General features: G+C 62.7%; 15 protein-coding genes. 9 read left to right on the top strand and 6 right to left on the bottom strand.

Features of this window, described 5'->3' with window-relative positions:
- The first annotated feature begins 61 nt into the window (after positions 1-61).
- Positions 62-1045, top strand: a complete 984-nt coding sequence (locus ACFQL3_RS07635) for a VOC family protein (protein ID WP_377052919.1) — start codon at positions 62-64, stop codon at positions 1043-1045.
- Positions 1046-1099: 54 nt separating this feature from the next.
- On the opposite strand, the gene ACFQL3_RS07630 is transcribed toward ACFQL3_RS07635, so the two are convergent.
- Both ACFQL3_RS07630 and ACFQL3_RS07625 read right to left on the bottom strand, forming a co-directional pair.
- Positions 1100-1945 carry a succinylglutamate desuccinylase/aspartoacylase domain-containing protein gene (locus ACFQL3_RS07630; protein ID WP_377052917.1) on the bottom strand — a complete coding sequence of 282 codons (846 nt, stop codon included), beginning with the start codon at positions 1943-1945 and terminating at the stop codon, positions 1100-1102.
- 251 nt (positions 1946-2196) lie between these two features.
- Entirely contained in the window at positions 2197-3276 is a 1080-nt protein-coding gene (locus ACFQL3_RS07625) for a radical SAM protein (protein WP_377052916.1), read from the bottom strand.
- Positions 3277-3412: 136 nt separating this feature from the next.
- Between ACFQL3_RS07625 and ACFQL3_RS07620 the strand changes: the two genes are divergently transcribed.
- Both ACFQL3_RS07620 and ACFQL3_RS07615 read left to right on the top strand, forming a co-directional pair.
- On the top strand, positions 3413-3730 hold the full coding sequence (locus tag ACFQL3_RS07620) for an Htur_1727 family rSAM-partnered candidate RiPP (protein WP_377052914.1): 318 nt from the start codon (positions 3413-3415) through the stop codon (positions 3728-3730).
- Between the two features lie 2 nt (positions 3731-3732).
- Positions 3733-4941, top strand: coding sequence for a TIGR04347 family pseudo-SAM/SPASM protein (locus ACFQL3_RS07615; protein WP_377052912.1), 1209 nt, complete (start codon positions 3733-3735; stop codon positions 4939-4941).
- Here the strand turns inward: ACFQL3_RS07615 and ACFQL3_RS07610 are convergent.
- Genes ACFQL3_RS07610 through ACFQL3_RS07600 form a run of 3 tightly spaced genes read right to left on the bottom strand, consistent with a single transcriptional unit; the run spans position 4884 to position 7815 of the window.
- Positions 4884-6050, bottom strand: a complete 1167-nt coding sequence (locus tag ACFQL3_RS07610; RefSeq protein ID WP_377052910.1) for an ABC transporter ATP-binding protein — start codon at positions 6048-6050, stop codon at positions 4884-4886. The two genes, ACFQL3_RS07615 and ACFQL3_RS07610, sit on opposite strands and share 58 nt — an antisense overlap.
- A complete protein-coding gene (locus ACFQL3_RS07605) occupies positions 6047-6865 on the bottom strand; it encodes an ABC transporter permease (RefSeq protein ID WP_377052908.1) in 819 nt (272 codons plus the stop codon). Before ACFQL3_RS07605 ends, ACFQL3_RS07610 begins: the two co-directional genes overlap by 4 nt.
- Complete coding sequence (locus tag ACFQL3_RS07600; RefSeq protein WP_377052906.1) at positions 6862-7815, bottom strand: extracellular solute-binding protein; 954 nt, start codon at positions 7813-7815, stop codon at positions 6862-6864. The genes ACFQL3_RS07605 and ACFQL3_RS07600 overlap by 4 nt, the downstream gene beginning before the upstream one ends.
- 373 nt (positions 7816-8188) lie before the next feature.
- On the opposite strand from ACFQL3_RS07600, the gene ACFQL3_RS07595 reads away from it, so the two are divergent.
- From ACFQL3_RS07595 to ACFQL3_RS07570, 6 genes are all read left to right on the top strand, one after another.
- Complete coding sequence (locus ACFQL3_RS07595; protein ID WP_377052904.1) at positions 8189-8500, top strand: DUF7521 family protein; 312 nt, start codon at positions 8189-8191, stop codon at positions 8498-8500.
- An 88-nt stretch (positions 8501-8588) separates the two neighbouring features.
- Entirely contained in the window at positions 8589-9875 is a 1287-nt protein-coding gene (locus tag ACFQL3_RS07590) for an O-acetylhomoserine aminocarboxypropyltransferase/cysteine synthase family protein (protein ID WP_377052902.1), read from the top strand.
- Positions 9876-9998: 123 nt separating this feature from the next.
- On the top strand, positions 9999-10916 hold the full coding sequence (gene sufC / locus ACFQL3_RS07585; RefSeq protein WP_377052900.1) for a Fe-S cluster assembly ATPase SufC: 918 nt from the start codon (positions 9999-10001) through the stop codon (positions 10914-10916).
- Between the two features lie 51 nt (positions 10917-10967).
- Positions 10968-12398 carry a Fe-S cluster assembly protein SufB gene (sufB, locus tag ACFQL3_RS07580; protein ID WP_377052898.1) on the top strand — a complete coding sequence of 477 codons (1431 nt, stop codon included), beginning with the start codon at positions 10968-10970 and terminating at the stop codon, positions 12396-12398.
- A 1-nt stretch (position 12399) separates the two neighbouring features.
- A complete protein-coding gene (gene sufD / locus ACFQL3_RS07575) occupies positions 12400-13611 on the top strand; it encodes a Fe-S cluster assembly protein SufD (protein ID WP_377052896.1) in 1212 nt (403 codons plus the stop codon).
- Between the two features lie 275 nt (positions 13612-13886).
- Positions 13887-14330, top strand: coding sequence for a DUF4870 domain-containing protein (locus tag ACFQL3_RS07570; protein WP_377052894.1), 444 nt, complete (start codon positions 13887-13889; stop codon positions 14328-14330).
- 111 nt (positions 14331-14441) lie between these two features.
- Here ACFQL3_RS07570 and ACFQL3_RS07565 read toward each other — a convergent pair whose 3' ends face one another.
- Entirely contained in the window at positions 14442-15218 is a 777-nt protein-coding gene (locus ACFQL3_RS07565) for a universal stress protein (protein WP_377052893.1), read from the bottom strand.
- Between the last annotated feature and the right edge of the window lies 1 nt (position 15219).

The following is a 15219-nucleotide window of genomic DNA, read 5'->3' as shown; positions in this document are numbered from 1 at the left end:
TTCCTCCCGGTAACACTCACGTCAGCGGCAACTCAAGTCGTTGCGACGCATAGGGAGAGTGATGACGAACCCAACGCCCGGTATCCACCACGTCACCTGCGTGGCCGGTGATCCGCAACGAAACCTCGACTTCTGGGTGGAGACGCTCGGCCTGCGACTAGTCAAACGCTCGATCAATCAGGACGACCCGGAGACCTATCACTTCTTCTTCGCCGACGCGGAGGGGACGCCCGGAACGAGTATGACGTTTTTCCCGTGGGAGAACCTCTCCAGCGGGCGCGTCGGCTCCGGACAGGTCTCCCGAACCGCCTTTCGCGTCCCGGAGGGAAGTCTCGACTACTGGGAGGTGCGCTTCGACGAGTACGACGTCGATTACGACGAGCGCGTCGAGCGGTTCGAGGAAACCGTGCTCCCGTTCCGCGACCCTGACGGGCTTCCTGTCGAACTCGTCGAAACCGAGATTCCCGACGACGACCCGACCGTCCCGTGGACCGAGTTCGTCCCCGAGGACGCCGCGATTCGTGGGTTCCACTCCGTAACGCTCTGGCTGGCCGATCCCGGCCCGACCGAGAAACTCCTCCGGACGATGGGTCTCGACGAAGTCGGTCACGAGCAGGCACAGGGCGACGCACCGGGCGACAAACGGACTCGGTTCGCCGCGAGCGGGCCGGTCGGAAAGTACGTCGACGTGTTACCGACAATCGAGGCAGGTCAGCAGGGGCACGGGACGGTCCACCACGTCGCCTTCCAGACACCCACCGACGAGGACCAGCAGGCGATGCGCACGGCCGTCCAGTCCGAGGGACTACGGCCAACCCAACAGATCGACCGCCACTGGTTCCGCTCGGTCTACTTCCGCGAGTCCAACGGCGTCCTCTTCGAGTTGGCGACGAGCGGCCCCGGCTACACCAGCGACGAACCGCTGGATGACCTCGGCGGACGACTCGTCCTTCCGGGGGAGTTCGAGAACCGCCGGGAAGCGACCGAAGCAGCGCTGGCCGATATCACGGTTCCGCGGGCAGACGTTGCCGAAGCCGACGACTGAGCGGAAAGGGTCGGCACTCACGGAGTAACTACCAGCAGCGCACCGGTGAGACGCTTACTTTTGAGCCGCGGTTCTGGACACGATGCGCCGGCGCCGCCCAGCGTATCCGAGTATCTCCTCGTAGCCGTCCGCCGAGAGCAGGACCGGGTAGAACGGCTCGTCAGCGACGATGTCGCCGTGTCCGTTTCTGGCGAAGGCCGTCCCCCTCTCGACGTGATCGAAGTTGTCGACGAGCACCTCGTACTCCGCTTCGTGGTCTTTGGGGATCTGCTCGGTGAGGCGGTACACCGGCGTCTCCGAGGAGTCCGGATCGACCAGCGGGGCGACGTCAAACTCCGCCGCGAGGTCGTCGGCGACCTCGGGCGTGAGGACGTCCATCGTCCGGAGATAGGCGAGCGAGAGTCGGAGCGCGGTGCTTGCGGCGGCGTCGGATCCCTGGAGGCCACACTCGACTTCGATTGTTCGGACGGCCGCGAACAACCGACCCTGAATGTACTCTCCGGTGTCGACGACCGATTCGAGCGGTAGCTGTGCGGCAAGCCGTTCGACGAGCGGATCCACCCGGTCGACGACCATGAACGGGTCAGGGTGGGACTGCGTGGAGTGCAACGAGAGGACCGTACAGCCGTCCAGGAGGTCCGCGAGTTCGTGTGCGAGTTTCGGTTCGTGAGCGTCCTGAGAAGGGTCGCCGGGGAACGCCCGGTTGAGATCCGTATCGACGTATCTGATACCCGCCGAGAGGGCGCGTTCGTTGACGACGACCAGCAAGACCGGACGCTCGACAGGCGGTGACGCCTCGACGAGACGGTCGACGGCGGCGACTCCACCCGGTTCGTCACCGTGAATACCGGCAACGATGGCGACGGTTGGGGTTCCCTCTCCGAGTTGCTCCACGCGCATTGGAGAATCGTTTGGCTGATGATTCATATGGCGTTCGGTTCCGGGAGGGGACTTATACTGCCGCCGTTCGCCGGTGCACGCTATACCCGTCTGCAGCCATTACTCCGTACCGCTGGCACTGCGCCAGCGCGACAAACGACGAGTGCTCAACTGCCGATCCATCAGGTTCGTTCTCATCCAAGTGCCGCTCCGAAGCTGGGCACTTCGGACCGGTTCTCTCTATCGGTTTTTCCGACGCCGACAATGTACGGTTAGTCAGCGTTGCTGTCGGCTGGAAGCGGCCCGTCGTACTCCTCCGGGACGAACGGGCAGAGTGGATCGCTGGCCAGCGGGTCGCCAGTGGTCGCGAACGCTCTGGACCGACTGCCACCACAGACCGCCCGATAAGGACACGCGCCACACTTGCCAGTCAGCGCGTCGGGATCCCGGAGCCCCTCGAAAAGGTCGGCGTTCCGGTAGAGTTCGACGACTGATTCTTCGCGGACGTTCCCCGCCGACATCGGTAGAAAGCCCGACGGGAAGAGTTCGCCCGTGTGGCTGACGAACGCGAAGCCGTCGCCCGCCGTGATCCCCATCGACCGACCCCGGCTTCCCGTCGCCTCGCCATCTTCGTCCTCGCGCTGCTGGATGCCGACGCGTCGATAGTGGGGTGCTTCGGTCGTCTTGACGCCGAACGGTTCCTCGTCCGCGACGTCCTGAAGCCACTCCATGATCGCTTCCGACCGGTCCGGACTGACCGGCGAGAGGGCTTTGCCTCTGCCGACCGGGACGAGGAAGAAGACACTCCAGAGGACGGCTCCGAGGTCACGGACGACCTCGCGGAGTCCCGGGAGGTTCGAGACGGTCCGCTGACAGACAGTCGAGTTGATCTGTAACGGGATATCGAACTCGGCCGCAGTTCGTGCGGCCTCGATGGTATCCGCGTAGCTTCCGTCCTCGCCGCGGAAGGAGTCGTGCGTCTCCGGCGACGCCCCGTCGATGCTGAGGGCCATCCGGCGGAGTCCAGCGTTCGCCAGCGCCTCGATCCGATCACGCGTGAGCGACGCCGTCCCGCTCGGCGTCAGCGTCACGCTCAGCCCGATATCGGTGCCGTACTCGACGAGTTCGATCAGGTCGTCACGCTTGAGCGGGTCGCCCCCCGAGAAGACGACCAGTTGGCCCTCGCCGAACTCGCGGGCGTCGTCGAGCATAGCCTTCGCCTCGCCCGTCGTCAGTTCCTCGGGATGTCGGTCCGGAACGGCGTCTGCTCTGCAGTGGTCACAGGCCAGATCACAGGCCTGCGTCAGTTCCCAGATCAGTACGAGCGGTTGACGGTCAGTATCGACGTGCATGGTGGTGAAGCGGCCTTGGCAGCATGTGTCCGAGCGGTACCGGGTGTTACCTCGGATCGGCTATGTAGTACGAAGCCGATTCCCAGTGGCTGAAAATCGGCGTGCCCGCCTTTTGAACGAATCACGGAGCAGAGGTATGGACGACGGATCGACACAGGTTGAGAAGGCGTCGCGCACACGCGTGGGCGACGAGAACCGTGGCGACGACCTCCCCGAGTGGGAGGTGTTCCTCCGGGACGACGAGGACGCCAAAATGTCCCACGTCGGGAGCGTTAGCGCCGCAACGGCCGAGACAGCCCACGAACACGCCAGTCGGCTGTTCGGCTGGTTCGCCAGCGACGTCTGGATCTGTCCGGCCGGGGAGATGCACCGCTTCTCGACGCACTCGCTCGGTCCGGAGGGCGAAGACGCGACGCCCGAGGACGGGACCGAATCGCGAACGATGGAGTTCTGACGATGATTTCGATCAGCAAACTCCTCTGTGACCTGGATGCCGAGGGCGATGGCCTGCGGTACGACGCCGCCGACGAGTCCGACAAGTCCCAGATCACCGAGGAGAAACAGCGGCGGCCGGTCGTCGTCTGGAACACGACCAAGCAGTGCAACCTCTACTGCTCTCACTGCTACGCGGGTGCGGAATCGGTCGCCGCACCGGGTGAACTGACGACCGAGGAAGGCAAAGACCTGCTCGACGACCTGGCGGAGTACGGCGCGCCGGTCGTCCTGTTCTCGGGGGGTGAGCCCCTTGTTCGGGAGGATCTGGCCGAACTGGTCTCCTACGCCGACGATCAGGGTATCCGGCCCGTGCTGTCGACGAACGGCACCCTGCTGAACAGGGAGCGCGCCCGCGAACTGCGCGACGCCGGGCTGAAATACGCCGGCGTTTCGGTCGACGGCCTCCCCGAACGCAACGACGAGTTCCGCGGGCAGGAGGGGGCGTTCGAGGCGGCGCTCAACGGGATCCACGCCTGTCAGGACGTCGGCCTGAAGACCGGTCTCCGGTATACGATCACGGAGATGAACGCACCGGATCTGGAGGGGGTCGTCGACCTGCTGAGCGACGAGGGCGTCGACCGCTTCTGTTTCTACCATCTCGATTACGGCGGCCGCGGGGCCGACATCAGCGACGTGGATCTCACCCCCGAAAAACGCCGGGAAGCAGTGCGACGGCTCTGTGACATGACCCGCGAGTACCACGAGAAGGGCGAGGAGATAGAGACGCTACTGGTCGGCAACTACGCCGACGCCGGCTTCCTCGTCGAGTACGCCCGCGAGGAACTGGGCGAGGCACAGGCCAACCGGATCTACCGGTATCTGCGGCGCAACGGGGGCGATCCGGCGGGCGAGCGCGTCGCCGACGTCGACTATCAGGGCAACGTCCACCTCACGCAGTTCTGGCAGGGCTACAGCCTCGGCAACGTCCGCGACCGCTCGTTCGGCGCGATCTGGGAGGACGAGTCCAACCCGCTGTTGGCCCGTCTCCGAGAGCGCTCCGAGCATCTGAAAGGTCGCTGTAGCGACTGCCAGTATCAGGAGATCTGTCGAGGGGGCTCTCGCCTCCGCGCGCTGGCGGTCCACGACGACCCGTTCGCGCCCGATCCGCAGTGTTATTTGAAGTCTGACGAACGCGTCCCCTCCTCGTCATCGCCCACGCCGTCGGACTGAGCGGTCGGCGTTGCTGGTGCGGGCATCGAGAGAGTCCCATCGATCCGTTCACCCGTCCCGTCGTCGAACACCACGAGATCATCGAGAGCGATCGAGAGCGTCCGCGACTCGCCGATTCCGGGCGGTTCGGCCTCGTGCTCGACGACGAACTCCTCGTCGCCGCCTGTTCGACAGATGAGATCGTATCTCGTTCCGCGATCCGAGATTCGGGTCACCGTCACGGGAACCGACAGCGTCGCGTCCGGATCGTCCGGAACAGCAAGATTCAGCCCTCGTGGCCGGGCGCGAACGGTCACGGCATCGCCAGTCGTCGAGTCGCCCGCTGGCTCGAACTGCAGGTCCCGGCCGCCGACGGAGAGCGTGAGGGGGTCGGACCCGTCCACCGGCGCGCGCAGCACGTTCGACCGGCCGAGGAAATCGGCGACAAACGAGTTCGGTGGGGACTCGTAGAGTTCACGGGGAGGCCCCGCTCCGGCGATCTGTCCGTCGTCCATGACGACAAGGCGGTCGGCGAGCGCCATCGCCTCCTCCTGATCGTGGGTGACGAAGAGAGTCGTCACCCCGGTCGCCCGCTGGATGCGACCGATCTCATCGCGAAGCCGGGTGCGGAGCGTGCGATCCAGCGCCGACAGCGGTTCGTCGAGCAACAGGATGTCCGGGCCAGGCGCGAGCGCGCGAGCCAGTTCGACGCGGCGTTGCTGTCCGCCACTCAACTCCGCGGGGTAGGCCTCCCGGCGGCCGTCAAGACCGACCAGATCGAGATGCTTGCTGACGCGCTCTGCACGCCGTTCGGGGTCCATACCGGTCGCTTCGAGCCCATAGGCGACGTTTTCGGCGACGGTCATATGCGGAAACAGCGTCGACTGCTGGAAGACCAGTCCGACCTGCCGCTGTTCCGGTGGCTCCTCGGTGACTGCCTCGCCGCGGAGCGAGACGGTCCCGGCGGTCGGTCGGACGTGTCCCGCAATCGCCTGGACCAGCGTGGTCTTCCCACAGCCCGATGGCCCGAGCAGGCCGACCAGTTCGCCCGAGTCCACGGTGAGCGAGACGTCGTCGATTGCGATGTCGTCGCCGTACCGTTTCGAGACCGAGTCGACGTCCAGGATCATCCGTCGATCACCGTCGGTACTCGCCCGAAGTACTGGACTGCGGCAAGCACTGCAAGCGTGATCGCGAACAGCGCAAGCGCGAGCGGAACTATCGCATCGATGCCGCCCGCGATGAATTCGACCCAGATCCGCGTGGGCATCGTCCGGGGGTTGTACGCGACCATCATCGTCGCGCCGAACTCCCCGATTGCGCGGGCAAACGTCAGGACGATTCCGGCGACGATTGCCCCTCTGGCCAGCGGGAGCGAGACGTTCCAGAAGGTCGCGAGCGGGCCGTGCCCCAGCGAGCGCGAGGACTGTTCGAGCCGTTCGTCGATCGCAGAAAAGCCGGACTGTGCAGTGATGATCACGAACGGCGCGGCGACGAACGTCTGGGCCAGCACGACCCCGAACAGGCTGCCAGTAAGCGGGATCTCGGCCGCGGCCGCCGCGGAGCCAATCGGCGTAAACCGGCCGACTGCGGTCAGCAGCATCGCGCCGCCGACGACCGGCGGCACGATCAGTGGGAGGATCACGAGGCCCTCGATGAGCCGTTTCCCTGGAAACGACTTGCGCGCGAGGACGTACGCGAGCGGGATACCGAACACCGTCGCGATCAGGGTCGCGGCAGGCGCGGTGAGCAGTGAGTTCCGAATCGCCGTTCGTGCCTCCGGCGACGACAGGCTACCGAGGATATCGACCGACCCGGTCCGGGCGAGGAACGCGGCGAACGGGACGGCGAAGTAAACGACGAGGAGACCACCGAGTAGCGCCGGGAGCAGCAATCCCGTGGGCCGAGTCGGGCGCTGGCGCGAGAGGGCATCGGCCAGGCTCACACGTTGATCGCCCCCGGAACGGTGCCCACCGAGCGTGGAAGTGAGTCGGCGACGGTCAGTCCTGCGGCGTCGAGCAGATCGGGATTCTCCGCCAGGAACGCGACGAGGTCGCGGCCGGCGTCCGGCGCGTCGGCGTCATCGTTAACCGTCGCGTTGTACAGGATCGGCCGCCCCGTGGCGGTGTAGCCCTCCTCGTCGGTAGTGAACTCCGCGGTTGCGTAGTGATCAGCGAGATCCGGCTCTGCGAAGTTGTACGCGTCGGGAAACTCGAAAAACGGTAGTCCGTGATCGACCGCCATGTTCCGGTAGACGAACGCCGCGGCACGGGACCCGCTCTCGACGCCAGCCATCATCTGTGGCTCCTCGGGTTCTCTGTAGGCCAGCGACAGCATCTGCTCTCTGAACCCGTCCAGGTCGTGCTCTCTCTCCGCTAGCTCGAACGCCTGTACGGCCCGGTAGCCGAGCGGGTCGAGGTCCGGGTCACCGATCGCGAGGTCGCCGTCGTCGGTCTGGCGCGCCACGTCGTACCACGGCTCTCCGTCGTCCAGGCGGCGTCCGAACGTCGTCTTCTCGTTGTAGCCGATACCGAGGGTGTTCGTCGCGAACTCGACGTCCCAGTCGGTGAACTCGCCGTACAGTCGGTCCCGGAGCAACGTCGCGTCGGCGCTGACGATCACGTCCGGATGTTTCGTCCGCTCCTCGACCATCCGCATCACCGCGTTCGTTCCGTAGTACTCCCCGTGGACGTCGATGCCCGTCTCCTCGCGAAACGCCGGGCCGACGTATTCCTCGAACGTCCGGGCGAGGCTTCCGGCGGCAAGCACGGTAACGCTCGTCGCCTCGTCGCCGAGACAGCCAGCAAACGAGGCGACCCCTGCCAGACTGCCCGTTGCCGCGAGTAGCGAGCGGCGGTCCATGACAGACTGGCCCCGAGCGGTCATCTCCACCATTGGTTGATGCTTGTACTGAGTCGTGTATATAACTTATCTCGTTTCCCAAAAGTGTAGAATGAAATCATATATAGTTACTTTTTCGCTATTTGAGCGGTGCAAGCGAACACCGTAACTGAGAATCGTTTCAGCCGACGGGCAGGGGCGGGCCATATCCAGTATCGGATCCATCCCATCCCGGTAGACACGATATCCCTGCTATTCATCTGGTCTGTCAGCACATTCTCAGTCCGCGAGAATATTAGGATGATTAATAGTGTTGTTCCACCCGATTTATGCTAGAGAGACGATACCATGTGTGACTTTACCACTATCTGTCAATTGGGGAGGCCGGTATCGGTCCGCAAAACACTAGCTTGCGGGGGTGTCTCCAGTGGATAGAGTGTCCGCCATCATCGTGGGCGCGTACACAGTGATACTCGTATTTGGGGGCGCGATAACGCTGTTCGCATATCAGGCGTTCACCCGGACCGAATCGAGACAGCTCGAAGCGCTGGCAGTCGGCTTCGGACTGATCACGGGTGGAACGCTGACTAGCATCGCGCTGTACCAGTTCGCGCTCGTCTCGTTGCTCTTCGCCGTCGCAGTGCAGAGTATCTCTATCGCGGCCGGGTTCGTCGTCATGGCGTACTCGCTCCAGTCGAACCATGGGACGACACGACAGACCGGCCAGGCGACCAAGTGAGCGGCGAGTTCTGCCGGATGTCCGAACGAGCGGCGGTTCCTGCCGGTCGCCGTCGTTTTATATTAGCCCGATGAGAACGGGCGAACGTATGTCAGACAACGATTACGGCTTCTTCACCGATAGCGTTCATGCGGGACAGGAGCCTGACGAGTCGACGGGAGCCAGAGCGCCGCCGATCTATCAGACTACCTCGTACGTCTTCGACGACGCCGAACACGCCGCATCTCTGTTTGCCCTCGAAGAACCCGGCAACATCTATAGCCGGATCATGAATCCGACGAACGGGATGCTCGAAGGCCGTCTCGCCGAACTGGAGGGCGGCGTCGGCGCAATCGCGACCTCCAGCGGGATGGCCGCACTGGACCTCGCGACTTTCACGCTCGCCTCGGCGGGCGACAACATCGTGACGTCCTCGTCGCTCTATGGCGGGACCTACACCTATTTCACTCACACCGCCCCCCGGCGCAACGTCGAAGCGCGGTTCGTCGACACGCTGGATTACGACGCCTACGAGGAGGCGATCGACGAGAACACCGCCTACGTCCATCTGGAGACGATCGGCAATCCGGCGCTCGTGACGCCGGACATCGAACGGATCGCAGAGATCGCACACGACAACGACGCGCCGCTGTTCGTCGATAACACCTTCGCCACCCCGTATCTCTGCAATCCGATCGAACACGGCGCGGATCTGATCTGGCAGTCGACCACCAAGTGGATTCACGGCTCCGGGTCGACCGTCGGCGGCGTCCTCATCGACGGCGGCACGTTCGACTGGGACGCCGAGGGCTACCCCGAAATAGCGGCGGAGAACCCCGCCTATCACGGGATGAACTTCAAGGAGACGTTCGGCGACGCCGCGTTTGCGGCCACCGCACGCGCACGAGCGCTCCGTGACCTCGGTAACCAGCAGGCCCCGTTCGATGCCTGGGTCACCCTGCAGAAACTGGAGACGCTCCCGCTACGCGTCCAGCGTCACTCCGACAACGCCATGGCGGTCGCGGAGTATCTCGACGGTCACGACGAGGTCGCGTGGGTCAACTATCCCGGCCTCGAACATCACGAGACCCACGAGGAGGCGACGAAGTATCTCGACGGGGGCTACGGCGGGATGATCACGTTCGGCCTCTCGGACGGCAAGGAGGCCGGACGGACGATGTCCGAATCGACCGAACTCGCCAGCCTGCTCGCAAACGTCGGCGATGCCAAGACGCTCATCATCCATCCCGCGAGTACGACCCACCAGCAACTGACCGAGGAAGAACAGCTAGAGAGCGGAACGACGCCGGACCTCATCCGGCTCTCGGTCGGACTGGAGGATATCGAGGACATTATCGCCGATCTCGACCAGGCGATCGAGCAGGCGACCTCGTAACGAAATATCCCGATTGTTTCTGTTTTGCAAAAACTATTTTTCTCGAACGAGAACTGATTGCCTGAAATCCGAAACCATTATGGGTGGCGACCCCCTCCGTACTGACGACAGAGGCTTACATCAATGGCTACGCTCCAACTTAAAAATCTACACGCGAAAGTGGCAGAAGAAGACGGCGAGAAGATCCTTGACGGCGTCGATCTCGAAGTCAAATCCGGCGAGATTCACGCTCTCATGGGACCGAACGGTAGCGGGAAGTCGACGACGGCGAAGATCATCGCCGGTCACCCCGCCTATGACGTAACAGAGGGAGAGGTTCTCCTCCATATCGAAGAAGGAGAGTTCGGCGAAGAAATCGAGATCGACGAGGACGACCGGACGTGGAACCTCCTCGACCTCGAACCCAACGAGCGTGCCGCACTCGGCATCTTCCTCGGCTTCCAGTATCCGGCCGAAATCGAGGGCGTCACGATGACGAACTTCCTCCGGACGGCGCTCAACGCGAAGATCGAGGAACGCGAAGAGCTCTTCGAGGACGAAGACGAGGAAGCCGACGAGGAAGAAGCTGAAGACGAGGGCTACGAGTCCTCGCCGATGGAGGGTGCCGCGGACGAAGGCGACATCGGCGTCGCCGAGTTCCAGAAGATCCTCAGCGGGAAGATGGAGCAGCTAGATATGGACGAGAAGTTCGCCCAGCGCTACCTCAACGCCGGCTTCTCCGGTGGCGAGAAGAAACAGAACGAGGTCCTCCAGGCTGCGATCCTCGAGCCGTCGATCGCCGTCCTCGACGAGATCGACTCCGGACTCGATATCGACCGACTGCAGGACGTCTCCAACGGGATCAACGCGCTGCGCGACGAGGAGGGCACCGGTATCCTCCAGATCACGCACTACCAGCGAATTCTCGACTACGTCGAGCCAGACCACGTTCACGTCATGCTCGACGGCAAGATCGCAGAAAGCGGCGGCCCGGAGCTTGCAGAGAAGCTCGAGGACGAAGGCTACGACTGGGTCCGCGAGCAGGTCTACGAGACTGCGTAACCACGAGTGGCTAGAAGTAGGCCTATAAGCAACCAGACGTAATTCAAAATCATGAGTTCAGATCAAGATCACCTCAAAGAGACCGACACCGAAGAGCGGTTCGAGTTCAAGAAAGAAGAGAAGTCCGCCGTCAAGTCGGGGAAGGGACTGACCGAAGAGGTCGTCCGTCTCATCAGCGACGACAAGGACGAACCGGACTGGATGCGGGAGCGGCGTCTCCGCTCGCTGCGTCAGTACAAAGAAATGCCGCTACCGACCGACTGGCCCGGAATGCCGGACCTGACGGAACTCGATATCGGCGAAATCGTTCCGTATATCCGCCCGGACGTCGAGAAGCGCTCCGGCGCTGACGAATGGGAGGACCTTCCGAACGAGATCCAGGATACCTTCGAGAAACTGGGTATCCCGGAAGCCGAGCGGAAGGCGCTGTCGGGCGTCGGCGCACAGTACGAGTCCGAAGTCGTCTACCAGAACATGCAGGAGCAGTGGGAGGAGAAAGGCGTCGTCTTCTGTAACATGGACGAGGCCGTTCGGGAGCACGAAGAGCTCGTCAAAGAGTACTTCATGACCTCCTGTGTCCCCCCGAGCGACAACAAGTTCGCCGCACTGCACGGTGCAGTCTGGTCGGGCGGGTCGTTCGTCTACGTCCCCGAGGGCGTCACCGTCGAGATGCCCGTGCAGGCGTACTTCCGGATGAACAGCGAAGGAATGGGCCAGTTCGAGCACACCCTCATCATCGCCGAAGAGGGTAGCGAGGTCCACTACATCGAAGGCTGTTCCGCACCGAAGTACGGCAGTCACAACCTCCACTCCGGCGGCGTCGAAGTGTTCGTCAAGGAGGACGCTCACGTTCAGTACTCGACCGTCCAGAACTGGTCGAAGAACACGTACAACCTCAACACCAAGCGCGCCATCGTCGAGAAGAACGGTACGATGGAGTGGATCTCCGGGTCCATGGGATCGAAGGCAACGATGCTGTATCCCTCTACGATCCTCAAGGGTCGAGGCGCAACGGACAACCACATCACCATCGCCTTCGCTGGCGAGGGCCAGAACATCGACACCGGCGCGAAGGTCTACCACAACGCACCGGACACCAAGTCGACCATCGAGTCCAAATCGATCAGCAAGGACGGCGGCCGCACCAACTACCGTGGTCTCGTCCACATCGCCGACGGCGCCGAGAACTCCTCGACCGCTGTCGAGTGTGACGCGCTGATGTTCGACAACGAGTCGACCAGCGACACGATGCCGTACATGGAGATCGAGGAGTCGAAAGTCAACGTCGCCCACGAGGCGACAGTCGGCAAGATCGGCGACGAGGACATCTTCTACCTCCAGAGCCGCGGTCTCGATGACGACGACGCAAAGCAGATGATCGTCGCCGGCTTCATCGAGCCGATCACGGAGGAACTGCCGATCGAGTATGCAGTCGAGCTCAACCGACTCATCGAGCTCGAGATGGAGGGTTCGCTCGGATAATATGTCTACGCAGGTACACGCAGCAGTCGACGAAAGCACCGTTCGCCAGATTTCAGAGGACCTCGACGAGCCAGAATGGCTCCTCGAGACACGTCTCGACGCACTCGCAGCACTCGATGACCTCGACATGCCGTCGGTCATCCGCACGCCGGGACGCACCTGGACGAACCTCGAAGACCTCGATTACGAGAGCCTCGTCGATCCGCTCAACGCCGCCGAGGACAAGGACCAGGTCGGTCCCGAGGAAGTCGACGTACTCTCGTGGAGCGAGGCAGTCCAGGAGCACGAGGAACTGCTCGAAGAGCGCTTCGGCAGTATCGTCGACCCGCAGGAGAACTATCTCACTGCGCTCTCGACGGCACTGTTTAACACCGGTACGGTCGTCTACGTCCCCGAGGGCGTCGACGCCGAAGACGTGAAGATCCGGACCGAGATGAACAGTCGCTCGCTGTTCAACTACACGCTCATCGTGGCCGAGGAGTCGTCCTCGGTGACGCTTCTCGAACGACAGTCGACCGGCGACGACATGGAGGGCGAACGGTACTACAGCGGCATCGTCGAGATCGCCGCCGCCGAGAACGCGAGTGTCCAGTACGGTGCCCTCCAGAACCTCTCGGAGGAGACGTACAACTTCACGCTCAAGCGTGGCGACGCCGACACGTACGCCTCGATCGACTGGATCGAGGGGAACATCGGCTCCCGACTCACGAAGACCGAGGTCTCCACGGAACTCAACGGTGACTCCTCGGAGAGCCAGATCGTCGGTACGTTCTTCGGCCACAACGACCAGCACTTCGACCTCGACGTCAAAGTCTGGCACCGTGCCGAGCACACGACCGCCGACCTCGTCACCCGCGGCGTCATCGACGACGTCGCCCGGACGGTCTACGAGGGCGTCCAAGACGTCGGCAGCGACGCGTGGGACACCAGTTCCTACCAGCGGGAGAACACGCTGATGCTCTCCGACGAGAGCGAGGCCGACGCCTCCCCGAAACTGATCATCAACAACCACGATACCGAGGCCAGCCACTCCGCGACGGTCGGCCAGGTCGATCAGGAAGACCTCCTCTACATGATGGCCCGCGGTATCGGCGCACAGCAGGCCAAAGACATGCTCGTGGAGGGCTTTTTCGTCCCGGTTCTCGAAGAAGTCGCCGTCGACGAACTCCGCGAGGATCTGCGAGAAAACGTCAAGCAGCGCCTGGCAAACTGAGCGTAGCGACCGTCCGAGTCGCGGCGTCGTCAGCTTTCGTTTCTGAGAGAGCCTTTTTTGGCAACATGTAGCCCGGTACAGGCACACCTGATACATCCCACTGGACATTGGTAGTCGGATATAGAATTTTAACTAATCTATACGTATACGATGTCAGAATTAACTAAACAAGCGTATTATTAACTAAATCTGCCAAATCCCTATTTTTATGAACTGTGTTTATTTGAACACTCAATCACCGGCGATTGAGAAATACCACATTGGAGGGAGACCAGATGGCCACCAACGATACAGATACGGACGCGGAACCGAACGGGGGACAACCGAGGACGACTACCGAGGGACCGGAGTTCGAGCAGAAGGTCGTCGGGGACCTCGACGAGAACGTCGCAGGAGCCCTGACGTACGTATTCGGATTCATTACCGGACTGATCTTCTATCTGATAGAAGAGGAGAACGAGTTCGTCCGGTTTCACGCTGCACAGAGCATACTCGTCTTCGGTGGGCTTGCACTACTGGGGTTCGCTCTGGGTACTATCCAGGTCACCCTGGACCTTATCCCGTTTGTCGGCTGGATATTCGCGCTAGGTGCTGGACTGTTCTCGACACTGTTGGCACCGCTTGCGTTCGTCCTATGGATCGTCCTGATAGTCAAAGCGTATCAGGGTGACCGATTCGAGCTACCGGTTCTCGGGGGTATCGCCGCCGACTACGTCTGAGGGCCGCCACACGGCCACCCGACGTATTCCCGGCCGATATCGAACCGTTTCCGGCAATCGCGTTCGCCGAGCCAGTCCTCGACAGCGATGGATGGCGCACCCACACGACGGCTATGTGTCTCCGCTCTCTCCGTCGCTCGATTTCCGGGCCGCTTCGGCGATGTCGGCGTCAGGCCCTTCGGACGCCCGCGGCTGTCTGACGCGGACGACCGGCCGCATGAACCGTTCCGCGACCTTCTGGCTCGTCTGGCCGAACAGAAACGTCGTCACCGAGGGGTTGGATTCGCCGAGCACGATAGCGTCGTGTTCGTTTGCGATCTCGGCGATCCGATCCAGCGGCGTCCCAGACGTTTCGATCCGGGATTCGATCCGATCCGCATCAATGCCCTGCTCCTGGAGGACCGAGGCAGATTGGTCGAGCAGTGCCTCCCCATCGACTTCGCTCTCGGGTGTCGCGACGTGCAGTAGCGTGATCGAAATATCGGTATCCCGGAGCAGCCCCCCGGTCACGTCGACGATCCGATCGAGTATGACGTCGCCCCGTACCGCGACCAGAACACGCTCCATCTTCGTGGCTGGGTTGAGCACCAGTGTGCCGTCAGCATCGACCTCGTCTGCGATCCTGTCTATCGATTGGTCTTCGTCGTGCGTGAACACCAACCGCTTTTCGACCGTGGCTCCGACGGACTCGAACTGGTCGGCCAGATCAGTGAGGCGCTCTTGTGACCGATCCTCGAACTGGGACTTGGCCTGCCCGGGAGCGGTCTGTTCGGGCAGGACGTGATAGCCGACCAGCACCACGCGGGCGTCGGCCAGCAGGTCGATGACGCCCTGTTCTATGCCTTCACCTTCGAGCACGCGTACCGGAACGATAAGTGTTGGATTCATG

Source organism: Natronoarchaeum sp. GCM10025321 (assembly GCF_042663585.1).
Taxonomy (GTDB): Archaea; Halobacteriota; Halobacteria; order Halobacteriales; family Natronoarchaeaceae; genus Natranaeroarchaeum.
This window is presented reverse-complemented; position numbering and strand designations above follow the sequence as displayed.